This window comes from Ketogulonicigenium robustum (assembly GCF_002117445.1).
Lineage (GTDB): Bacteria > Pseudomonadota > Alphaproteobacteria > Rhodobacterales > Rhodobacteraceae > Ketogulonicigenium > Ketogulonicigenium robustum.
In genome coordinates, this window is record NZ_CP019937.1 from 1,393,327 (window position 1) to 1,415,920 (window position 22,594).

At 62.0% G+C, this 22,594-nt stretch carries 19 protein-coding genes and 2 tRNA genes; 12 read left to right on the top strand and 9 right to left on the bottom strand.

What is annotated here, in order from left to right:
* Nucleotides 1–95: 95 nt before the first annotated feature.
* The 4 genes from BVG79_RS07050 to BVG79_RS07065 all read left to right on the top strand — a co-directional run bounded on the left by BVG79_RS07050 (nucleotide 96) and on the right by BVG79_RS07065 (nucleotide 5,324).
* Entirely contained in the window at nucleotides 96–1,676 is a 1,581-nt protein-coding gene (locus BVG79_RS07050) for an ABC transporter substrate-binding protein (protein WP_085786266.1), read from the top strand.
* A 96-nt stretch (nucleotides 1,677–1,772) separates the two neighbouring features.
* Nucleotides 1,773–2,756 (top strand): ABC transporter permease, encoded by a 984-nt coding sequence (locus tag BVG79_RS07055; protein WP_085786267.1) that lies wholly within the window; start codon nucleotides 1,773–1,775, stop codon nucleotides 2,754–2,756.
* Nucleotide 2,757: 1 nt separating this feature from the next.
* Nucleotides 2,758–3,693 (top strand): ABC transporter permease, encoded by a 936-nt coding sequence (locus BVG79_RS07060; protein ID WP_085786268.1) that lies wholly within the window; start codon nucleotides 2,758–2,760, stop codon nucleotides 3,691–3,693.
* Nucleotides 3,690–5,324, top strand: coding sequence for an ABC transporter ATP-binding protein (locus tag BVG79_RS07065; RefSeq protein WP_085786269.1), 1,635 nt, complete (start codon nucleotides 3,690–3,692; stop codon nucleotides 5,322–5,324). Before BVG79_RS07060 ends, BVG79_RS07065 begins: the two co-directional genes overlap by 4 nt.
* A 44-nt stretch (nucleotides 5,325–5,368) precedes the next feature.
* On the opposite strand, the gene BVG79_RS07070 is transcribed toward BVG79_RS07065, so the two are convergent.
* A complete protein-coding gene (locus BVG79_RS07070) occupies nucleotides 5,369–6,103 on the bottom strand; it encodes an RlmE family RNA methyltransferase (protein WP_085786270.1) in 735 nt (244 codons plus the stop codon).
* Between the two features lie 187 nt (nucleotides 6,104–6,290).
* Between BVG79_RS07070 and BVG79_RS07075 the strand changes: the two genes are divergently transcribed.
* Both BVG79_RS07075 and BVG79_RS07080 read left to right on the top strand, forming a co-directional pair.
* A complete protein-coding gene (locus BVG79_RS07075; RefSeq protein ID WP_085786271.1) occupies nucleotides 6,291–7,400 on the top strand; it encodes a Ppx/GppA phosphatase family protein in 1,110 nt (369 codons plus the stop codon).
* Nucleotides 7,397–8,344, top strand: coding sequence for a glucokinase (locus BVG79_RS07080; RefSeq protein ID WP_085786272.1), 948 nt, complete (start codon nucleotides 7,397–7,399; stop codon nucleotides 8,342–8,344). The genes BVG79_RS07075 and BVG79_RS07080 overlap by 4 nt, the downstream gene beginning before the upstream one ends.
* A gap of 105 nt (nucleotides 8,345–8,449) precedes the next feature.
* Here the strand turns inward: BVG79_RS07080 and BVG79_RS07085 are convergent.
* Both BVG79_RS07085 and BVG79_RS07090 read right to left on the bottom strand, forming a co-directional pair.
* Nucleotides 8,450–8,526: transfer RNA gene (locus tag BVG79_RS07085), tRNA-Asp, on the bottom strand.
* 28 nt (nucleotides 8,527–8,554) lie between these two features.
* A tRNA-Asp gene (locus tag BVG79_RS07090) sits at nucleotides 8,555–8,631 on the bottom strand.
* 263 nt (nucleotides 8,632–8,894) lie between these two features.
* Between BVG79_RS07090 and BVG79_RS07095 the strand changes: the two genes are divergently transcribed.
* Nucleotides 8,895–9,914: an LLM class flavin-dependent oxidoreductase gene (locus tag BVG79_RS07095; protein WP_085786273.1), complete on the top strand. Its 1,020-nt coding sequence runs from the start codon at nucleotides 8,895–8,897 to the stop codon at nucleotides 9,912–9,914.
* A gap of 222 nt (nucleotides 9,915–10,136) precedes the next feature.
* Nucleotides 10,137–10,748 carry an outer membrane protein gene (locus tag BVG79_RS07100; protein ID WP_085786274.1) on the top strand — a complete coding sequence of 204 codons (612 nt, stop codon included), beginning with the start codon at nucleotides 10,137–10,139 and terminating at the stop codon, nucleotides 10,746–10,748.
* A gap of 48 nt (nucleotides 10,749–10,796) precedes the next feature.
* On the opposite strand, the gene BVG79_RS07105 is transcribed toward BVG79_RS07100, so the two are convergent.
* Genes BVG79_RS07105 through BVG79_RS07120 form a run of 4 tightly spaced genes read right to left on the bottom strand, consistent with a single transcriptional unit; the run spans nucleotide 10,797 to nucleotide 14,713 of the window.
* Nucleotides 10,797–11,531: a proteasome-type protease gene (locus BVG79_RS07105; protein ID WP_085786275.1), complete on the bottom strand. Its 735-nt coding sequence runs from the start codon at nucleotides 11,529–11,531 to the stop codon at nucleotides 10,797–10,799.
* A gap of 9 nt (nucleotides 11,532–11,540) precedes the next feature.
* Entirely contained in the window at nucleotides 11,541–12,341 is an 801-nt protein-coding gene (locus BVG79_RS07110) for a transglutaminase family protein (RefSeq protein ID WP_198167827.1), read from the bottom strand.
* Nucleotides 12,342–12,345: 4 nt separating this feature from the next.
* Nucleotides 12,346–13,287: an alpha-E domain-containing protein gene (locus BVG79_RS07115; protein ID WP_085786277.1), complete on the bottom strand. Its 942-nt coding sequence runs from the start codon at nucleotides 13,285–13,287 to the stop codon at nucleotides 12,346–12,348.
* A 1-nt stretch (nucleotide 13,288) separates the two neighbouring features.
* On the bottom strand, nucleotides 13,289–14,713 hold the full coding sequence (locus BVG79_RS07120; protein WP_085786278.1) for a circularly permuted type 2 ATP-grasp protein: 1,425 nt from the start codon (nucleotides 14,711–14,713) through the stop codon (nucleotides 13,289–13,291).
* A 171-nt stretch (nucleotides 14,714–14,884) separates the two neighbouring features.
* Between BVG79_RS07120 and murD the strand changes: the two genes are divergently transcribed.
* The 4 genes from murD to BVG79_RS07140 are packed head-to-tail and all read left to right on the top strand — an operon-like array spanning nucleotide 14,885 to nucleotide 19,678.
* A complete protein-coding gene (gene murD, locus BVG79_RS07125) occupies nucleotides 14,885–16,285 on the top strand; it encodes a UDP-N-acetylmuramoyl-L-alanine--D-glutamate ligase (protein WP_085786279.1) in 1,401 nt (466 codons plus the stop codon).
* A 41-nt stretch (nucleotides 16,286–16,326) separates the two neighbouring features.
* The gene (moaA, locus tag BVG79_RS07130) at nucleotides 16,327–17,346 is read left to right on the top strand and encodes a GTP 3',8-cyclase MoaA (protein WP_085786280.1); all 1,020 of its coding nucleotides are present in this window, start codon (nucleotides 16,327–16,329) and stop codon (nucleotides 17,344–17,346) included.
* On the top strand, nucleotides 17,346–18,626 hold the full coding sequence (locus BVG79_RS07135) for a 3-deoxy-D-manno-octulosonic acid transferase (protein WP_085786281.1): 1,281 nt from the start codon (nucleotides 17,346–17,348) through the stop codon (nucleotides 18,624–18,626). The genes moaA and BVG79_RS07135 overlap by 1 nt, the downstream gene beginning before the upstream one ends.
* The gene (locus BVG79_RS07140; protein WP_085786282.1) at nucleotides 18,623–19,678 is read left to right on the top strand and encodes a glycosyltransferase family 4 protein; all 1,056 of its coding nucleotides are present in this window, start codon (nucleotides 18,623–18,625) and stop codon (nucleotides 19,676–19,678) included. Before BVG79_RS07135 ends, BVG79_RS07140 begins: the two co-directional genes overlap by 4 nt.
* On the opposite strand, the gene BVG79_RS07145 is transcribed toward BVG79_RS07140, so the two are convergent.
* Entirely contained in the window at nucleotides 19,675–21,024 is a 1,350-nt protein-coding gene (locus tag BVG79_RS07145) for an NAD(P)/FAD-dependent oxidoreductase (protein ID WP_085786283.1), read from the bottom strand. The two genes, BVG79_RS07140 and BVG79_RS07145, sit on opposite strands and share 4 nt — an antisense overlap.
* A gap of 105 nt (nucleotides 21,025–21,129) precedes the next feature.
* Complete coding sequence (locus tag BVG79_RS07150) at nucleotides 21,130–22,302, bottom strand: type III PLP-dependent enzyme (RefSeq protein ID WP_085787303.1); 1,173 nt, start codon at nucleotides 22,300–22,302, stop codon at nucleotides 21,130–21,132.
* Between the last annotated feature and the right edge of the window lie 292 nt (nucleotides 22,303–22,594).

Here is a 22,594-nt window from a genome sequence, read left to right on the forward strand (position 1 = left end):
GCCAACCCGTACGTCATTTCCAGTAATTGTTTTACGACAGCCAACGTTTTGTAGTCCGGAGCGGGTAAGATACACACCAAGATCGGAGACGACCTATGTCAAAGACCTTTCTGCGCATCACGGCCGCACTGCTTGCCAGCACAATGCTGGTCACGGGTGCCTCGGCAGAAACCATCCGTTGGGCACGCTCCAGCGACGCTCTGACCCTCGACCCGCATTCGCAAAATCAGGGTGTCACCCACAATTTTGCGCACCACATCTACGAGACGCTTGTCGATCGCGGGATCGACGGCGCGCTGGTGCCCCGTCTCGCCACCGAATGGAATATCAAGGAAGACGACCCCAACGTTTGGGTCTTCAAGCTGCGCGAAGGCGTGGTTTTCCATGACGGCAACCCGTTCACCGCCGAAGACGTCGTCTTCTCGCTGGACCGTGCCCGTTCGGAAAAATCGAACATGCGCCAGCTGCACGTCGGCATCGCCGAGGTTGTCGCCGTTGACGACCACACGGTCGAAGTGCACATGACTGGCCCCTCGCCGCTTTATCCCAACAACCTGACCAACACGTTCATCATGGACAAAGACTGGTCCGAGGCGAACAACGTCGTCGAGGTGCAGGATTTTGCCGCCGGCGAAGAAAACTATGCCGTGCGCAACACCAACGGCACAGGCCCCTACACGCTGGTCGAGCGCGACCCCGATGTGCGCTCGCGCCTTGTCGCCTTCGATGGCCACTGGGCCGAGAAGCCGCAGATCGACGAAATCATCTACCTGCCCATCACCGAAAACGCGACGCGTATTGCCGCGCTGCTGTCGGGCGAGGTTGATTTCGTGCAGGACGTTCCGGTGCAAGACATCGAACGGTTGCAGTCCAGCGATGGCATCAACGTCACCACCGGCCCTGAAAACCGCAGCATCTATTTTGCCTATCGCATGGATGATGCGCCGCTGAAGTCGTCGAATGTGACCGATGCGAACCCGTTTGCAAACCCGCTGGTGCGCGAGGCGATCCACCTGGCGGTTGACCGCGACGCGATCCAACGCGTTGTCATGCGCGGCCAGTCGGTTCCGACCGGCATCGTCGTACCGCCGTTCGTGAACGGCTGGACCGAAGAACTGGACGCCTACCCCGCACCCGACGTCGCCCGCGCCCGCGAGCTGATGACCGAGGCGGGCTACCCAGACGGCTTCACCGTTACGCTGGACACGCCCAACAACCGCTATGTCAACGACGAAGCTATTTCGTTGGCCATGGTCAACTTCCTGGGGCAAATCGGCATCCAAGCGACGCTGGCATCGCGCCCCGTCGCGCAGCACTCGCCGCTGATCACCGCGAACGAGACCGACTTCTACCTGCTGGGCTGGGGTGTTCCGACCTTCGATTCGGAATACAACTTCAACGACCTGATCCACACGAAAGAAGGGTCGTACGGCGCCTATAACGGCGGCCTCTATTCGAACCCCGAAGTCGATGCCATGATCGAAACCCTTGGCACCGAAGTCGATCTGGACAAACGCAACGCGACCATCGCCGCCATCTGGGACATCGTGCAAGCAGAACGTATGCTGCTGCCGATCCACAATCAGGTGCTGGCCTATGCCTCGCGCGGCAACCTCGAGATCCCCGTCCACCCCGAAAACACCGTGCTGATGCACAGTGTGACGCTGTCGGAATAATCGGCTGATCCCGCCGGGCCTGCTGTAGTGATACGGCGGGCCTTTCTCGGCTTACCCCTTGCGCGGTAAGCCACCAGATCAAGAAAGTTTCACCACATGTTGGTTTTCGTTCTGCGCCGACTTGCGCAGTCTGTGGTGGTCATGCTGGCGGTCTCGCTGATCTCCTTCATGATCTTCCGCTATGTTGGCGATCCTGTGGCCTCGATGGTGGGCCAAGACACCCGGATCGAGGATATGGAGCGGCTTCGGCAATCCTTGGGCCTGAATGACCCGTTCTACGTCCAGTTCTGGACCTTCGTCACCAATGCGCTTCAGGGCAATTTCGGAATTTCCTACCGGCTGCAACTGCCGGTCACACAGCTGATCTTTGAAAGGCTGCCGGCAACGCTGGAACTTGCGTTCGTCTCGGTCGTGCTGGCACTTGTCATCGGGGTCGGCCTTGGCATTTTCACCGCGCTCAAGCGCCGCTCGTTCTGGGCGGGGTTAATCATGTCGCTGTCGCTGGTGGGGGTGTCGCTGCCGACGTTCCTGATCGGCACGGGGCTGATGAACCTTTTCGCAGTCGAATTGCAATGGCTCCCCTCGTTCGGACGGGGCGAGACGGTCGAGGTTACCCCGTGGTGGCGCACCGGGTTCTTGACGCAATCGGGCCTGCGGTCGCTGATTTTACCCGCGATCACGCTGTCGCTGTTCCAAATGACGCTGATCATGCGGCTTGTGCGATCCGAGATGCTGGAAGTGCTGCGCCAAGACTACATCCGTTTTGCACGCGCCCGCGGCTTGCCCGAACGCGTCATCAACTTCCGTCACGCGCTGAAAAACACGCTGGTGCCGGTGATCACCATCACGGGTCTGCAGCTGGGGTCTATCATCGCGTTTTCGGTGGTCACCGAGTCGGTCTTTCAATGGCCGGGGGTCGGATCGCTGTTCATCAATTCGGTTGCGACGGTCGATGTACCTGTGATGGCCGCCTACCTGATGTTCATCGCGTTGGTCTTCGTCGTGATCAATCTGGCCGTCGATATTCTGTATTATCTGGTTGATCCACGCCTACGGATCAGCGCACGTGCGGGGGCGTAAGATGAGCGAAACCCAAACCAACCCGACCCGCCTACAGCGGTTTTTCAACAGCGATATCTGGTGGTCGTTCCGCCGCTCGCCAGTGGTGATCGTCGCGGCGATTGTCGCCTTCGCGCTGATCGCAATGGCCGTATTCGCGCCGTGGATCGCCCCTTACACCCCCTTCAACCCGTCCTCGAACAACCTGATGGATGGCTTCACCCCGCCGGGCGGCCAAGGCTTTTCCGGCAACACCTATCTGCTTGGCACCGATAACCAAGGCCGCGATATCCTGTCGACGCTGTTTTACGGGTCGCGCGTGTCGCTGTTCGTCGGGTTCATGGCCACCGGCCTTGCAATGCTGATTGGCATCACACTGGGCCTGATCGCGGGCTATCGCGGCGGCGCAGTCGATGCCGTCATCATGCGTATCGCCGATGTGCAACTGTCGTTCCCTGCCATCCTGATCGCGCTGCTGATCTTTGGTGTCGCCCAAGGCATCCTGCCCGCCAGCCAACGCAATGCTATGGCCGTCTGGGTGCTGATTCTGGCCATCGGGTTATCGAACTGGGCACAATTCGCGCGTACGGTGCGCGGGTCGACCATGGTCGAAAGCCAAAAAGACTACGTCAACGCCGCGCGCCTGCTGGGGCGTAACCCGCTGGCCATTATCGTGCAGCATGTCCTGCCGAACGTGATGGGGCCGGTGCTGGTGATCGGCACCATCAGCCTTGCGCTGGCCATCATCGAGGAAGCTACCCTGTCATTCCTGGGCGTCGGAATTCCGGCAACACAACCCAGCCTTGGCACGCTGATCCGCATCGGCCGCGAATTCATGTTCTCGGGCGAGTGGTGGATCCTGGCCTTCCCCGCCCTCACGCTTGTCCTGCTTGCGCTTTCGGTCAACATTCTTGGCGACTGGCTGCGCGATGCCCTGAACCCGAGGTTGCGTAAATGACCCCTCCTGTTCTGAAAGTCGAAAATCTGGTGGTGGACTTTCCACTTCGGCGCGGCAACTTCCGCCCGCTGCGGGGCGTCAGCTTTGAAATCGCCGCGGGCGAAGTTCTGGGCGTTGTGGGCGAGTCTGGCGCGGGCAAGTCGATGACGGGCGCCGCTGTCATCCAACTGATCGAACCGCCCGGGCGCATCACCGGCGGCGCGGTGTATTTGTCGGGCACCCGTATCGACAACCTGCCCGAGGCCGAGATGGCCACGCTGCGCGGCAAGCGCATCGGCCTTGTCACCCAAGACCCGCTGACGTCGCTGAACCCGCTGTTCACCATAGGTGACCAGTTGGTCGAGACGATCCGCCAGCACATGGATCTGACCGCCGAAAAAGCGCGCGAGCGGGCCATTTCCCTGTTGACCGAGGCGGGGATTCCCGACGCCGCCGGCCGGATTGACGCCTATCCGCACCAGTTTTCGGGCGGCATGCGCCAACGTGTGGTCATAGCCCTCGCCATCGCGGCCGAACCCGAACTGGTCATCGCGGACGAGCCCACATCGGCGCTGGATGTGTCGGTGCAGGCGCAGATCATTCAGGTTTTGAAAGACCTGTGTGCACGGCGCGGCACGGCCATCATGCTGATCACGCACGATATGGGCGTCATCGCCCAGATCGCCGACCGCGTGATGGTGATGAACCAAGGCGAGGTTGTCGAGACAGGCCCCGTCGGCCAGATCATCCGCAATCCGCAGGCGGATTACACGCAGAAGCTGATTGCCTCGATTCCGACGATCCGGCGCGGGGTGGTGACGCAAGCGGCTGTGGTCGCGCGGCCTGAAACGCATGTGCAGGTTGAAAATCTGGTCTGCGATTTCAATGCAGGCGGCGGGCTGATCGCACGCATGCTGGGCAAGTCGCCATCGGTGTTTCGTGCGGTCAACGATGTCAGCTTCAGCATCCCCAAAGGCAAAACCTATGGGTTGGTCGGCGAATCGGGCTCGGGCAAGTCAACTTGCGCGCGGATGATCGCCGGGCTGATCCGCCCGACGGCGGGCCGCGTGTTGGTCGGGGGCAAAGACGTCTGGGCCGATCGAGAAGGCGCCGAACAGCGCCGCCGTAACGTGCAGATGATCTTCCAAGACCCTTATGCCAGCCTCAATCCGCGCTGGCGGGTCAAGGACATCATCGCCGAACCGCTGAAGGCCCTCGGGCTTGCATCGGGCGGGTCCGAGGTGACCGACCGCGTCGCGGGGCTGCTGCGCGAAGTGCGCCTTGATCCGTCGGCGATGGAAAAGTTCCCGCACGAGTTCTCGGGCGGGCAACGCCAGCGGATCGCCATCGCCCGGGCACTGTCCAGCCAGCCGGCGTTCATCGTCTGCGACGAGCCGACATCGGCGCTCGACGTCTCGGTGCAGGCCCAGGTGCTGGATTTGATGGCACGCCTGCAAGAAGAATACGGCCTGACCTATCTGCTGATCAGCCACAATCTGGCTGTCATCCGCCAGATGGCGCTGGATGTCGGCGTTCTGCACCGCGGTGTGTTGGTTGAAAGCGGGCCAGTCGATCAGATCTTCGACAACCCGCAGGCTGACTATACCAAGATGCTGCTGGATGCCGTGCCGGATTTGGCGGCAGTAGCCTAGGCATATGCGCAAAAGGAAAGGCCGGGGGAATCCCCGGCCTTTTTTTATCCCCGAAAGCCCGTCGCGACGACGAACTTTTCCGAACTATCCGACCGCGACGACGGTGGCTTCACGTTTTCGACCTTGGTGAATTTCTGTTTCAGGATTTTCTGCAGATCACCTTCGGCCCCGCCAGCCAAAACCTTGCAAATAAACGTACCGCCGGGCGAGAGGATGTCGAAAGCCAAATAGGCGGCAGCCTCGCACAGCGCGATAATACGCAGGTGGTCGGTCTGCTTGTGGCCCGACGATGCGGCGGCCATGTCCGACATGACGACATCAGCCTCGCCGCCCAGCCATTCCTTGACCTGCGCATCGGCATCATCAGCCAGAAAATCCATCTGCCGCAGCTCGGCCCCCGGAACGGGGACGACCTCTTGCAGGTCAAGGCCGATGATGCGGCCGATAGGCTTGTTCGGCCGCTCGCCCAGCGAATTGATGCGCGGCACGGCCACCTGAAGCCAGCCGCCCGGCGCGCAGCCAAGGTCAACTACACGGGCGCCTGGCTTCAGGAAGCCGAATTTGTCATCCAGTTCCATGATTTTGTAGGCCGCACGCCCACGGTAACCGTCGGCTTTGGCGCGCACGACATAGGGGTCGTTCAGCTGCCGTTCCAGCCACTTCGTCGATGACAGCTTGCGCCCCTTGGCGGTCTTGACCTTGACCGTCAAATCGCGCTGACCCCGGCCCGAGGTATTGCCCGATTTGGCGCCCGATTTCGGCGTAGGGGACTTGCTCATGGGGTATCCTTCAGATCTGGCGCGACAGGTGCGGCGAAGTCGTGCTTTTATCCCCTGCCGCCATGGAAACGCAAGCGATTGACCCAAGGGCGACGACGGAATTCCTGCACCGCAACCCTATGGTGCCTTGCGAAATGTGCAAAGGGTTCTTAACTTCTGACCTAACTTGATAAAGGAGGGCGGGAAAATGCCGCCCAGGCGTCCCCAACGCGCGGGCGCATTCCCCAAGGCGGTCGAGTCGCCCGCGCAGAAGAACCATGCCCGCTCCAGGCTTTATGCCGCGTTGGATCTGGGCACCAATAGCTGTCGAATGCTGATCGCCCAACCAAGGGGTAATCAGTTGCAGGTGGTTGATAGCTTTTCAAAATCTGTCCAGTTGGGACAGGGTTTGGAAAGCACCGGCAAACTGTCGCGCGCTGCCATGCAACGCACGATTGCGGCTTTGCACGTCTGCAAGCAAAAACTGGTGCGTCACGGCGTCAAGCACATGCGGCTTGTCGCGACCGAAGCCTGCCGGCGCGCCAGCAACGGGCGGTCCTTCATCGCGCAGGTAAAGCGCGAAACCGGCCTGCAGCTGGATATAATTAGCCCCGAGGAAGAAGCCCGCCTTGCCGTAATCTCATGTGCACCATTGGTCTCGCCCAAGGCGGAGCAAGTGCTGGTCGTCGACATCGGCGGCGGCTCGACCGAGCTTGTCTGGCTGGATCTGACCGACGTGCCCGAACGCGAACGCTCGCGCGCGATCATGCGGCTGCATGCAGGCTTCCGCCCGACGGGAACCGATAAGCCCGTCGCCAAGGTCGTCGACTGGATCTCGGTTCCCTTGGGCGTTGCGACGCTGCGCGAGCAGTTTCAGGACGTCGAGGACGATGCTGCCCGATTCGCGTTGATGAGCTGGTATTTCGAAGAACACCTGGCCGCTTTTGCCCCATCGACCCAGCAACAGCCGCAAGAAGGCTTCCAAATTATCGGCACATCCGGCACGGTTACCACGGTTGCCGCCAGCCACCTTGGGTTAAAGCGCTACGACCGTACCAAGGTCGACGGGCTGCAAATGACCTCGTCACAGATTGATTCCGTGATCCGCGATTATCTGACGCTTGGCCCCGAAGGGCGGCGCACAGACCCCAGAATCGGCCGCGACCGCCATGCCCTTATCATGTCGGGCGCAGCCATACTGCAAACCATGCTGCGGCTTTGGCCAACCGAGCGCCTCTCGGTTGCTGATCGCGGCTTGCGCGAGGGGCTACTCTACGCTCAAATGAGCGCTGACGGCCTGATGTTGGAGCCCAAATGACGCCTGAACTTTCCTTGGTTGCCGACATCGGCGGAACGAATACGCGCTTGGCGCTGGCTAGTGCGGGGCGCGTGCAGCACGATACGGTGCGCCGCTTTGCGAACGAGGGGCGCCAGCTGCCCGATATCTTGCAAGAGTATCTGGCCGCGGTGCTGCCCGATGGCCGACCCACACGGGCCTGTCTTGCCTTGGCAGGGCCGATCGACGGTGACACCGGCGCTATGACCAACCTGTCGTGGACGATCCGCGCGCCGGAAATCGCGGCCTTTACCAGCGCCGGACGTTGTTTGTTGATCAATGACTTGCAGGCACAAGGGCACGCGCTGGCGGGCCTTGATTCGGCCGATCTGACAGCGATCATCGACGTTACCCCGACCAAAAATGGCGCGCGATTGGTGATCGGCATGGGCACGGGCATGAACGCCGCTGCCGTTTTCCCGACGGCGCAGGGCGCTTTTGTGCCACCCGCCGAGGCTGGCCACGTCAACCTGCCCGCCAACACTGAAAACGGCCGCCGCGTTGTTGACTGGATGCTTGCCAACCTTGGGCAGGCGCAGGTCGAAGACGCCCTGTCCGGCACCGGCTTCGTCAAAGTCCACAACGCCCTGCATGGCGAGGCGCTGACCGCCCCCGACCTGCTGGAGTTGGTCGAGGCTGGCGACGAAAAAGCCGTGCTGACGATGGAAACCGTTGTCGCGCTGATGGGCGGCGTTGTCGGCGATCTGGCCCTGACCTTCCTGCCCCGCGGCGGCATCTACTTGACGGGCGGTTTTGCCAGCGCAATGACCCCTTGGCTGACGAAGCCCCACTATAACGCCATCTTCACGCAAGCTTTTGCGAACAAAGGAAAGATCAGCCCCGTCATGGCGGCGTTCCCCCTTTATGTCATCGGTGATGATTTCGCGGCCCTGCAAGGCTGCGCTGCCCACTTGGCCAACGGCTAAGGGGCAGCCCCCTGCCCGCGTCACAAGTGCGAAACACGGTACGACAAAAACGAAAGAGCCGCTAAAAGCGGCCTTCGCGTTCAAAAACATTTTCTGAAGAAAGGATGGCGCGGTTGACGGGGCTCGAACCCGCGACCCCCGGCGTGACAGGCCGGTACTCTAACCGACTGAGCTACAACCGCGCATCGTCCATTTCACAAAAGTCAGCAGTGGCGCGGTTGACGGGGCTCGAACCCGCGACCCCCGGCGTGACAGGCCGGTACTCTAACCGACTGAGCTACAACCGCGCTTCGCTGCTAACCGGCTTGTGACCGGATGTAGGCCTTCTACGCATAGCCCCCGCAGCCGTCAAGCGCGCAACAGCGCAAATCCGCTACGTAAACCTGCATTTACCCCCCAAAAACCGCATGACCTATCGTCAGCGCGGCCTTGGGCGCACACCTGCACATGCCCTGTGCGTGACTGCAGCGATTGGCGGGGCAATCAGATCTTTAAAAACGCACCCAGATGCACGACCTTTAGGAAAATCCATTCAGCCCCGGAGGGGATTATGAAGAAAATTGGTTTCCTGTCTTTCGGCCACTGGTCGGACACGCCCTATTCGCAAACCCGCAGTGCCGCTGACGTTCTGACTCAATCAATCGAACTGGCCGTTGCGGCCGAGGAAGTCGGTGCCGACGGCGCGTATTTCCGCGTGCACCACTTTGCCAAGCAACTTGGCTCGCCCTTCCCGCTGCTGGCCGCCGCAGGTGCGCGCACCAGCCGAATCGAACTGGGCACCGGCGTTATCGACATGCGCTACGAAAACCCGCTCTATATGGCCGAGGATGCGGGCGCTGCCGACCTGATCGCGGGCGGACGTCTGCAGCTGGGCCTCAGCCGTGGATCGCCCGAACAGGTGATTGACGGCTGGCGCTACTTCGGTTTCGCCCCGGCCGAGGGCGAGAGCGACGCTGACATGGCCCGCCGCCATACGCAGGTCTTTCTGGATGTGCTGCAGGGCAAAGGATTCGCGCAACCGAACCCGCGCCCGATGTTCCCCAACCCGCCGGGCCTGCTGCGGCTCGAGCCGCACTCGGACACTTTGCGCAAGCGCATCTGGTGGGGTGCCGGTTCCAACGCAACCGCAGTTTGGGCGGCGAAGATGGGTATGCACCTGCAAAGCTCGACCCTGAAAGACGACGAAAACGGCAAACCGTTCCATGTTCAACAGGCCGAACAAATCCGCCTGTATCGTGACGCATGGAAAGACGCCGGCCACGAGGGCACCCCGCGGACGTCGGTCAGCCGCAGCATTTTTGCGATCACCAACGACCAAGATCGCAGCTACTTCGGCCGCGATGGCGCCAGCCGCGACCAGATTGGCTTCATTAACGAAACGCGTTCGATCTTCGGGCGTTCCTACGCGGCCGAGCCCGACCAATTGATTAAAGAGTTGGCCGAGGATGAAGCCATCGCTGAAGCAGATACGCTGCTGCTGACGATTCCGAACCAGTTGGGCGTTGAATATAACGCGCATGTATTGGACGCGATCATAAAGCACGTCGCACCGGCGCTGGGCTGGAGATAACTTTCGTGTGATGGCAAATGGCCGCCGATGCCCGTACGGCACGGCGGCTATTTGCTGCTCATGTTAACGCAAGTCGCAAATAAGCAACAAATCTTTACACCTTCACCCATTGAAACGACCCGCATTCAGGCACAGTTAAGGCCCAACGAGGCAGGGATCATTGGTGAGGCCTGATCGTTCTTTTCGCACCACCCAAGGTGGCGCATCCTGAGGAGAAAAAACATGAAGCGCATTCTTGCTGCTACTACCGCCCTTGTTGCTTCGGCAACTGTTGCTCACGCCGGTGGCCTGGCTGCCCCGACGATTGAAGCTCCGGTCACTGCACCGGTTGCAGTCATCGTTGCTGCACCCGTCGTCGGCGCCTTCCAAGGCGGCTACGTCGGTGGCGCGCTGACCTACGGTTTCGCTAGCGACTACGCTGGTTCGACCGATGATGTCGACGGCTTCGGTGCCGCTCTGCGCGCTGGTTACGACTGGCAGTTCGGTTCGTGGGTTCTGGGCCTCGGCGCAGAATACGGCTACAGCGACGTCAAAGGCACCATCGCAGGTACCGACGTAAGCCTGGACGACACTAAGTCGGTCTTCGCTCGTGCTGGCTACGCGCTGGACACCTGGCTGCCCTACGCCACACTGGGCTACACATGGAGCGGTTACGACAACGGCACCACTTCGGTTGACCTGGAGGGCGCAAGCTACGGTCTGGGCGTTGAAAAGCTGTTCACCGCAAACTGGTCGGGCTTTGCTGAATACACCGTCAACGACTTTGACGATGTAAACGGCGTCAGCGACCTCGACACCCAAGCTGTCAAGCTGGGCGTGAACTACCGCTTCTAATCGAAGCAGAAAAGGGCACCTTCGGGTGCCCTTTTTTTTGCCCTGCTGCTATTCCGAAAGAACAGGATCCGGCAGGCTTTGAAATGCGCCGCGTAGCGCCTCGCCCCAAGAATTCGATATCATTTGATAGTAGGCATCATCGGGCCCAATGCGCCATGCATGGCCTGCATCGAATCGGTCGCGGCGGTAGATCAGCGCGTCGAACGGCAATCCCACCGACAAATTTGCCTTCACGGTCGAGTCGAAGCTGACCATCAGCAATTTGACCGCTGCCTCGTAGCGCATCTCGGGATCGAAGGCGCGCACCAAGATAGGGCGGCCGTATTTCGTCTCGCCGATTTGCAGGAAGGGCGTATCGGCCCCCGCTTCGATAAAATTCCCTTCGGGATAGATCATGAACAGGCGCGGATCGCCCCCGCGCACCTGCCCCCCCACGATGATCGAGGCGTTGAACGTCGAATCTGCGCGTGGCCCGCCCTCGGCGTGGTTCCCGATAACATCGCGCAGCGTCTGCCCGACCATCGTCGCCACCTGAAACATCGAAGGCAAATCCAGAATCGCGGGATACCGCTCGCCCGGGGCTTTGGTGCGTTCTTCCAGCAAGCTGATGACAGCCTGCGTGGTCGCCAAATTGCCCGCCGTCATCAGCGTGATGTGCGCGTTTTCATTGCTCCATGTGAACAGCTTGCGATAGGTCGAAATGTTGTCCAAGCCCGCGTTCGTGCGGGTATCGGCCATAAAGATCAGCCCGTCCGCCATCCGCAGCGCGCAGCAATACGTCATGTCATGCCCCTATTGTTGTTGCACGACGACATTTACAGAAAGATGTTCCTGCGCGGGGCCGTGCCGCGTCCCAGATACAGGCGCAGCCTCGGCGTAGTCCAGCCCCGTTGCCACGCGCACATAGCGGGCATCGGGACAAATACCGTTTGCGGGGTCGAACCCCAGCCACCCCAAGTCGGGCAGATAGACCTCGGCCCAGGCATGGGCGGCCTCGGTCGCGCTGCCATCCTCGGTCGACAGGTAGCCAGACACATAGCGCGCGGGGTGCCCCATATGGCGCGCGGCGGCGATGAACACATGGGCGTGATCTTGGCAAACGCCCTGCCCGATGGCCAGCGCTTCCTCGGCTGTGGTGCGCGCGTCGGTCTGGCCGGTTTTGTAGGCGACGGTTTCGCCTACGGCGGCCATCAGCGCGTGCAACGCATCCAGCGGCGGGCGCCCCCGTCCAAGCCCGCTGACCAGCGCCCTCACCCGCGGCCCGATGGCGGTGCGCGGCGTCGCGTGCTGGTACAGCCAAAGCGGCACAAACCCTTGATGCGGCCCGACCACACCTGCAGCATCGGTCACTTCGACGACGCCGGTGCTGATGATCGACAGTTGCGTCGTACCCGGGTCGAACGCCAGCAGGGCAACGCCATTGCCGTGCTGATCGTCGAACTGCAACTGCAACCGCCCCCCCTCGACCGTGCTGTCCCATGATAGCACGCGCTGGTTCTGGCTGTCGCGCGGGGTCATCCGCAGTTGCAGCAGGCCATAGGGCACCGGCCCGTCATAGTCATAAGTGGTCACGTGGCGAATGTTCAGGCGCATGGGGTCACTCATAGAACCGGTAATCCACTTCGATCTGGGCGCTGATTTCGGCCATGAAGCCCATGAAATCTTGCAGATATTCATGCAACCCTATTTCGAAAATCGCATCCACCTCGCGCGAGAGGTGCGTGACGCAAAGGGCCTCGATCAGGGCGTGGCAGTGCATGCGCTGGCCATAGTCGCGCGCCAAATGCTGCATGTTCGCATTCAGCACGCCGCCGCAATAGGCCAGTGATCGCGGCATGCGGCGATCCAATATCAGGAACTGCGCAATCTCGCGCGGGCGCGGGTCTTGGCCATAGGTCATGCGGTAGCCCCCCTCGCCCGAGACCGTGCGCAAGATGCCGTCCCACTGCACGTTATCAAGGCTGCTGCCCACGGCAGACGCGGTCGGCAGCAGGACAAAATACTTCACGTCCAAAATGCGCGCGGTGTTATCGGCCCGCTCGATAAACGTGCCGAGGCGGATGAAGTTGTGGATGTCGTTGCGCAGCATTGTCCCCGAAACAGCACCGCGCACATAGGCCGACTGCTGGCGGATTACCTGCAGCACGGCCGGTAGTTCGCTTTCTTTGACCTGCGTTTTCAGCATGTCGCGCAGCAGCATCCACGTCTGGTTCACGGCCTCCCAGACCTCGCGGGTCAGGGCGGTGCGCACAAGGCGGGCGTTATTGCGGGCCCCTTCGATCACCCTGATGACCGAGGACGGGTTTTCACCGTCGCGCAGCATCCAGTCGACCGCCTGCGCACGCGTGACGGTGGTGCCGTATTTTTGGCGATATCCCCAATCCATCGCGGCGGCCTGCAGAATCGAGGACCATTCCTCGTCGCCCTCAGCGCTGGTCAAGGCAATACGCATTCCTGCGGCGATCATGCGGGCCGTGTTTTCCGACCGCTCCAGATAGCGGAACATCCAGTATAGGCCGCCGGCTGTCTTTCCTAGCATGTCAGTCCTCCAGCACCCACGTGTCCTTGGTGCCGCCCCCCTGCGAGGAATTCACCACAAGACTGCCCTTTTTCAACGCCACACGGGTCAGACCGCCGGGGGTGATCTTCACCCCCTCGGGCGAGACCAGCACATAGGGCCGCAAATCGACGTGGCGCGGCGCAAGACCGGCGTTGGTAAAGATAGGCACGGTCGACAGGCTCAGCGTCGGCTGCGCGATGTAGTTTGCAGGCTTGGCTTTCAACTTGTCGCGGAAGGCGGCGATTTCCTTTTTGCTGGCGGTCGGGCCGACCAGCATGCCGTAGCCGCCCGATCCGTGCACTTCCTTCACTACCAATTCGGGCAAATGCTCCAACACATAGGCCAAAGAATCTGCTTCGGAACAGCGCCACGTGGGCACGTTCTGCAAGATCGGCTTCTCGCCTGTGTAGAACTGCACGATGTCGGGCATGTAGGAATAGATCGCCTTGTCATCGGCAATCCCTGTGCCGGGGGCGTTGGCGATGGTGATGCCCCCAGCCCTATACACATCCATGATGCCTGGCACGCCCAGCGCCGAATCCGGGTTGAAGTTCAGCGGGTCCAGATATTCGTCGTCCACGCGGCGATAGAGGACGTCAATCGCCTTATACCCCTCGGTCGTGCGCATCGCGACGCGGCCATCGATGACGCGCAGGTCGTGCCCCTCGACCAGTTCGACGCCCATCTTGTCGGCAAGAAAGCTGTGTTCGTAATAAGCCGAATTGAAAATCCCCGGCGTCAGCACCGCGACAACGGGGTTGCCGTTGCACGCTGCGGGCGCGCTGGCTGCCAGCGACCGGTGCAGGTTTTTGGGGTAATTCGACACCGACTGTACGCGGTGCTTCATGAAAAGTTCGGGGAACATGTGCAGCATCGTCTCGCGGTTTTCCAGCATATAGCTGACCCCCGAGGGCGTGCGCGCGTTATCCTCCAGCACATAAAACTCGTCCTCGCCGGTGCGCACCAAATCGATCCCGACGATGTGCGTGTAAACGCCGCCTGCGGGCTTCACCCCAATCATTTGCGGCAGAAAGGCGGCGTTTTTTGCTATCATTTCGGCCGGAATACGGCCCGCGCGGACAATCTCCTGTCGGTGATAAATGTCGTGCAAAAAGGCGTTGATCGCCCGCACCCGCTGTTCGATCCCGCGCGACAGGCGCGTCCATTCGCGCCCCGAGATAATGCGCGGAATAATATCAAAGGGGATCAGGCGCTCGGCAGCCTCTTGCTGACCATAGACGTTGAAGGTGATCCCAGTCAGGCGGAAGACGTCCTCGGCTTCGCGCTGCTTCTTGCGCAGTCGAGCCAAGCTTTCGCCCTCGAACCATTGCTGGAAGGTTGCATAGGGGGACCGCAGCTCCCGGCTGGTGCCCCACATTTCATCAAAGGTCGGACGCGTGTTCATACCTTAACCTTAATCGGGCAAATGCAACCCGCAATGGGCAGCCGCAGACGGGCTGTCCCTAAACTGATCAGACGATTAAAAACCGTGCAAATCAAGCTTCACGCGCGACGCTTGCAACCGGTGCACGCCTGCGCCTATCTGTCCCCAACAACAAATGCGGAGTCGCGCGCGATGATTGCGGTCAAAGGATATGATGGACAGAAGGTCGCTGTTCTGGGGCTGGGACGATCGGGGCGTGCGACGGCGCATGCGCTGCGTGCAGGCGGGGCCGAGGTTATCGTCTGGGACGACGGCGCCCCTGCGCGCGAGGCTGCCGCGGCTGACGGGTTCGACATCGTCGATCTGACCCGCACCGACGCTTGGGATGGCGTACGTTTGCTGGTGACATCGCCCGGCATTGCGCATCTTTACCCCGCGCCCCACCCCGTCATCGCGGCTGCATGGGCGGCTTTCGTACCGGTCGATAACGACATCGGCTTGTTTTTCCGGTCATACGCCGACCATACTTGGGACGATTTCGACACCCGCCCGCGTGTTGTCGCTGTCACCGGATCGAACGGCAAATCGACCACGTCGGCGCTGATCCATCACGTGCTGGAAGAATGCGGCCGTCCCGCCCAGCTGGCGGGTAACATCGGGCGCGGCGTGCTAGATCTGCCCCCTGCCCGTGATGGCGAGGTGGTGGTGCTGGAACTGTCGTCCTACCAGACCGATCTGGCGCGAGCGCTGACCCCTGATATTGCCGTGCTGACCAACATGTCGCCCGACCACCTTGACCGCCACGGCGGCATGGGCGGCTACTTTGCCGCCAAGCGCCGCCTGTTTGCCGAAGGCGGCCCCGACCGCGCCGTGATTGGCGTGGACGAGAACGAGGGGCGCTATCTAGCCAACCAGATGATCGAAGGCCCCGGTGATGACCGCGTGATTTTCACCTCGGCCGGCCAAAAGCTGGAAAGCGCGGCTTGGGCGGTTTTCGCGCGCAAGGGTTTTCTGACTGAATGGCGCAAGGGCCGGCAGATGGCCTCGATCGACCTGCGCGAGGTTAAGGGGCTGCCCGGCGCGCATAACCACCAGAACGCCTGCAATGCCTATGCCGTCGCCCGCAGCCTTGGCCTAGGCCCCAAAGCAATCGAAGCCGCGCTGCACAGCTATCCCGGCCTGCCCCATCGCAGCCAGCGCATCGCCGAGAAAGACGGCGTCGTCTATGTGAACGATTCCAAAGCCACCAATGTCGACAGCGCCGCCAAAGCCCTGCAAGCGTTCAAGAATATCCGCTGGATCTGCGGCGGGTTGGAAAAAGAAGGCGGGCTGGGCGGATTGCTGCCTTATGTCGGTGCGGTCAAAAAGGCTTATGTCATTGGCCGCGATGCGCCCCATTTCGCCCTGCAACTGACCGGTGTCGAGGTGGAAATCTGCACGACGATGGAAGCCGCCGTCGCCCACGCCCATGCCGACGCGGAATCGGGCGATGTCGTACTGCTGGCCCCCGCTACCGCCAGCTTTGACCAATACGACAGTTACGAACGCCGCGGCGAAGATTTCATCCAGCAGGTGAAGCGCATCATTTCGTGATGCCGCTTGCGCCACGCCAGACACAGGATTAGCTAAGGGCCATGGATACGTTGGACCTGCGCCATACGCCGCTGATCGACCCTTTCGCCCGGCAGATCAGTTACCTTCGCCTGTCGGTCACCGACAGGTGTGATTTTCGCTGCGTGTATTGCATGTCGGAAAACATGACATTCTTGCCCAAACGCGACCTGCTGTCGCTGGAGGAGTTGGACACGCTGTCCAGCGCGTTCATCAGCATGGGTATCCGCAAGCTGCGCATCACCGGCGGCGAGCCGTTGGTGCGCCGTGATATCATGCAATTTTTCCGCGCGATGTCCCGCCACCTCGACAGCGGCGCGCTGGACGAGATTTGCGTAACCACGAACGGCAGCCAGCTGGAAAAACACGCGGCCGATTTGGCAGCAGCCGGTGTGAAGCGACTGAATGTCTCGCTCGATACGCTGGACCCGCAGAAGTTCGCCGAAATCACCCGTTGGGGCCGCCTTGACCAAGTGTTGCGCGGGATTGATGCCGCCCAAAACGCAGGGCTGCGCGTTAAAATCAACGCCGTCGCACTGAAACACGGGAATGATGACGAGCTGTTCAATCTGGTCACATGGTGCAACAGCCGCGACCTCGACCTGACGTTTATCGAGGTGATGCCGATGGGCGACATCGGCAACGAAGACCGGCTGGACCAATACTGGCCGCTGACCGACCTGCGCGCCAAACTGGCAGAACAATACACGCTGGAAGATTTGCCGCTGAACACGGGCGGCCCTGCGCGCTATGTGCGCGTCGCAGAAACCGGCCAGCGCATCGGTTTCATCCAGCCGATGACCCATAATTTCTGCGAAAGCTGCAACCGCGTGCGGGTCACCTGCACTGGTACGATTCACACTTGCCTTGGCCAAGAGGGCAGCATGGACCTGCGCGAGGCCCTGCGCAGCGATGCTCCGCTGGCGCTGGAACGGGCCATCCGCACCGCCATCGGGCAAAAGCCCAAGGGGCATGATTTCGATTATTCGCGCGGCATCGTGGCTGGCCAGATCAGCCGCCACATGAGCCATACCGGCGGCTGATGTCGGGCCCGACCATTCCGCTACGCCTATACGGCTGGCTCGCCCCACGCCTAATTGCCCGCCGCCTGCCCGCGCTGCAAGAACGTATGGCCGGCGCAGGCCTTGCCCCCCGCGCGCCAGAACGCGAGGGCATCACCACTATACCCCGCCCCGCAGGACGCACGGTTTGGCTTCACGGCGCGTCGGTCGGTGAAGGCTTGGCGCTGCTCGATCTGGCAAAAGGGTTGCGCGACGCTGCGCCCGACCTGACCTGCGTGCTGACCACCGGCACCATCGGCGGGGCCGAAGTCATCGCGCCGCGGCTGACGACGGGCATCATCCACCAATTCGCCCCACTGGACGACCCTCGCTTCGTCACGCGGTTTCTGGACCACTGGCAGCCCAGCCTCTGCGTGCTGACGGAAAGTGAAATCTGGCCCAACACCCTGCAGGCCCTGCGTGCGCGCGGTATATCGGCCGCACTGGTGAATGCCCGCCTGTCGGAAAAGTCACTGAAGCTGTGGGCGCGGCTACCCAAGACCGCCGCGCAGCTGTTTGGCACCTTCGCGTTCATTCACTGCCAAGACGACAACACACGCCAAGCCCTGCACGCGCTGGCGCCCACAGTACCACTGCGCGTTGGCCAGAACCTGAAAGCCGCCGCCGCGCCCCTGCCCGCCGACCCTGCCCGCCTGCAAAGCCTGCGCGATGCCATCGGCACGCGGCCGGTGTGGATCGCTGCCTCGACCCACGCGGGCGAGGACGAGGTGCTGCTGGACGCGCACCGCACCTTGCTGCAAACCGACCCCGATCTACTCATGATCCTTGCCCCGCGCCACCCCGAGCGTGCGCCGCAGATTCTGCCGCTGATGGCCGACCTGCGCATCGCGCAGCGCAGTACCGGCGCATTGCCCACCTCCGACACGCAGGTCTATCTGGCCGATACCTTCGGCGAGACCGGCCTGTGGTATCGCCTCGCCGACGTTGGCTTTCTGGCCGGGTCGCTGCTCCCCCAGATCGGCGGCCACAACCCGTGGGAGGGTGCGGCCCTCGGACTGCCACAGCTATCCGGCCCCTATGTGCAAAACGCAGCCGCCGACTATGCCGCCTTGACGGCTGCGGGCGCGCTTTGGCAGGTTCAGGGTGATATTGCGCCGCATCTGTCCCGCCTGCTGGGTGATGCCGACGCCCGCGCGCAGGCCAGCGCTGCCGCCCTTGCCGCCGCCGCCAGCCAGGGGACACAGCGCGCAGATGTGTTGCACGACCTGCTCGCCCTTCTGCCCGAGAGGAATGCCGCGTGAAAAAAACCGTCGCTACCCTTGATGTGATCGCACCTAACCTGAAAAAGCGGGTCTCGGGCGTGACATCGACCATCATGCGGCTGGTGCCGCTGCAGGCCCGCAGCATTGCGATTGCAACCACCGGCCCCGCCATTCCCGCCGACGTTCCGCATGTGCCACTGGGCGATGTCGTCACCATGTCGCGCCGTGGCCCCCATGGCAGGCGCGTCTGGCACGCCCGCCGCAATAACGAGATGCTGGCAGGCCTCGCGCTGAAATACCTGCTGGGCAAGAAGCTGGCGCTTGTATTCACCTCGGCCTCGCAGCGCGAACACAGTGGCTATACACGCTGGCTGATCCGCCAAATGGACGAGGTCGTGGCCGTCTCGACACGCAGCGCGCAGTACCTGCAGCGCCCCAGCACGGTGATCTACCATGGGATTGACACCGACACATTCGCCCCGACTGCGGATAAAGCGGCACTGCGCCGCGCGCTGGGGCTGCCCGTCGACGGGCGGCTGATCGGCTGCTATGGCCGCGTGCGCGCCCAAAAGGGTGTTGATGTTTTCGTCGACGCCATGATCGCCACCCTGCCCGCGCACCCCGACGCGCATGGGATTGTCATGGGCGGCACGACTGCCCAGCACCAAGACTTTCTTGCCGCGCAGCAAGCCAAAGTCGCAGCTGCTGGCCTGCAAGGGCGCATCCACTTCCTACCCGAAGTCCAGCCGTTGGACATGCCGCGTTGGTTTCAGGCGCTTGATCTGTATATCGCCCCGCAGCGCTGGGAAGGGTTCGGCCTGACGCCGCTGGAATCAATGGCCTGCGGCGTGCCCGTGATCGCCACGCGCGTGGGCGCGTTCGAAGAACTGATCCTACCCGATGTCACAGGCCGCCTTGTCACCCCCGGCGACATCCCTGAAATGACTGCGGAAATCGCGGCGATTCTGGACGACCCCGCCAAGCTGCTGCGTTGGTCGGCTGCCTGCCGCCCCCATGTGCTGGATCATTTCCGCATCGAAACCGAGGCCGAAAAGCTGATCGCGATCTATCGCCGCCTGCTAGACGCCTAAAGCGCGCTGCCAAAATCCACGCGCGATCCATCGGAAAACCGCGACAGGCAGAACCGCGACAGGTCGTGGCGCGGCGCGTTATTCAGCACCAGATCAGCGGTAACGCGCCCCACGCCCGGCCCGATGCCAAACCCGTGGCCACACATGCCGGTCGCAATCGTCAGCCCTGGCAGGCTGACCGCGCGGTCAATCACCGGCACCACGTCGGGCATCGTGTCGATCATCCCCGCCCATGCCTGTTCGATCCGTATCGGTGCAGCAGCAGGGAACATCGCATTCAAGCGATCCAATGCGGCGTTCAGATAGGACATGTTCGGCGCGGGGTTCAAAACCCGCGTGACTTCAAACGGGCTGACATCGTCCGCAGACCAGTTACGCTTTTGCGTCCAGCTGTCGGGGTAATGCGCGGGGCCCCATGGCACCAGTTTGGTCGATTTGAAGTCGCGCCGCAGTTGCGGCAGATAGGCCCGGAAATTGCGGAAAGCCGCCGGGCCGATGTAGAAGTCGTGAACGTCGGACGGTGCGAGCGTCACACCGCCGTCCAAGCGGCGACGGAATGCGAACAGCCCTGTCGAGGCCTGTCCCGCAGGCGCCTGAAACGCCGATGTGCGCGCAACTGACGATCGCACAGCCAGCTGCGGAATATGCACCCCAACGCGCCGCAACAGCAGCGACGACCATGCACCGCCAGCAACCGCAACCTCGGACGCGGCGATCCGGCCACGCTCGGTCACAACGCCCGCGATGCGGCCGCCTGCCACATCTAAGTCGCGCACAGCGCAGTTTTCAACGATTTGCACCCCGCGGGCTACAGCCGCGCGGGCGAGCGCGGGCACGGCGATGTGCGGCTCGGCCTTCATATCGCTTGGGGTGTAAAGGCCGCCGACACCGCAGTCGGCAGCGCCGGGCAGCAGCGACTGCACCTCGGCGGGGGTGACAATACGACTATCCAGCCGCCATGCGCGGGCGTGGCGCAGCCAGTCCTCGTACCTCCCCAGCGCGCGCCCGCTGCGCGCAACGTACAGCGTCCCCTCTTGTCGCAGGCCAATGTCGGTATCCAGCTGCGGCGCAATCTCGGCCCAGATCCGGTGCGATTCCGCCATGATCGGAATTTCGCCCGCATCGCGCCCTTGGTTGCGGATCCAGCCCCAGTTGCGCGACGACTGCTCGCCCGCGACCCGCCCCTTTTCCAGCACCACGACCGATTGGCCCGCTTCGGCAATAAACCACGCCGTCATCAGCCCGATGATACCACCGCCCACCACGACAACATCGGCGGACGCGGGAATCATCGTGTTATGCACAATAGGCGCGGCTTCGGTGACAGGAAAAGGGCGGTCGGACATGTCGTGGCCTCGGGGCGGTTTTAGCAGACCTATGCCTAAACCCGTAACGGCCCCAGCCACAACAAAAAACGGCGCGAGATATCCCCGCGCCGTTTGAATTCAAGATCAGATGGCCACGACATCCAGCGGAGGGAAGCCGTTGAAACACACCGAAGAATAGGTCGATGTGTAGGCGCCCGTGTTGCGGATCAGCACTTTGTCACCCGACTTCAGCGCTAGCGGCAGGTTCATCGGGCGCTTTTCATACAGCACGTCAGCCGAATCGCAGCTGGGGCCAGCAACGATGCAGGGGCCGACAGCCTCGCCATCGTGGGGCGTGACGAACTGGTAGCGGATCGCCTCGCCCTCGGTTTCGGCCAACCCCGAGAAGCGGCCAATCGACAGATAGACCCAGCGGTGCATATCGCGGTCGGACTTGCGGCTGGTCAGGACGACCTCGGCCACGATCATACCAGCTTCGGCAACCATGCCACGGCCAGGCTCGGCCATCACGCGATCGACATGGCCGAAACGCTCGGTCACCAGCGACATGACGTTCGAGGCGTAGCGCGTCGGGCCTTCGATATCCTCGCCGTAGAAGGCGGGAAATCCACCGCCGATGTTCAGCAGCGACAGGTTGTGGCCGCGCGCCTCGGCTTCGTGCCACACGCCTGCAAACGCGTCCAGCGCGGGGATCCAGAACTCGGCCCGGCGGGTTTGCGAGCCGACGTGGAACGAAAAGCCCAGCGGCTCGAGGCCCAGTTCAACCGCGCGATCCAGCAGCGCCAGCGCCATATCGGCGTCGCAGCCGAACTTGCGCGACAGCGGCCAATCGGCTTGGCTGGCTTCGACGATCAGGCGGATGTAAACCTGCGATCCCGGTGCGTTTTCGGCGATTTTCACCAGCTCTTCTTCGGCGTCCGCAGCAAACAGCGTCACACCTACCGAGGCGGCGAAAGCGATGTCGCGGGCACGCTTGATGGTGTTGCCGTAGGAAATGGTTTCGGGGCGCGCGCCCAGTGCCAGGCACATCTCGATCTCGCCACGCGAGGCGCAATCAAAGTGCGACCCCAGATGCACAAGGCGTTCCAGCACATCACGGTGCGGGTTGGCTTTTACGGCATAGTGGATATCGGCATGGCCAAGGCCGGCTTTCAGCGCGCGGTACTGGTCTTCGACACGGTCGATATCCAGCACAAGCGTCGGCTTGTCGAAATCAGCCGAAGCGCAGAAGTTTTCCAGTCGGTTTGCAGCAGCCGAACGGGCAGGCGCAATAGCGCCAGCAACAAAAGCAGTCATTTGCATCTCCACAAGACCGGGCCCGACGATACGGGGGGCCATTCAGTTCAAAAGGAGACGTTACCGTCGCTGCATAAACACGGTCTGCGTGACTGCTTGCGGCCAGAGGCGCGTGCGTTGGCGTCTTGAGGGGGCATTTGGGGCAAAATGTGATTCATTGCAAGACCTGATTTTCAAGAAAATCCCAATGCGAAAAAAAACGCCGATTGTCCCATGTTCCTATAGGGTTGCCTGACCGGATGGAAAAGAAAAGCCCCGCGCAGCCAAGTGGTTGCGCGGGGCCGATTTTTAC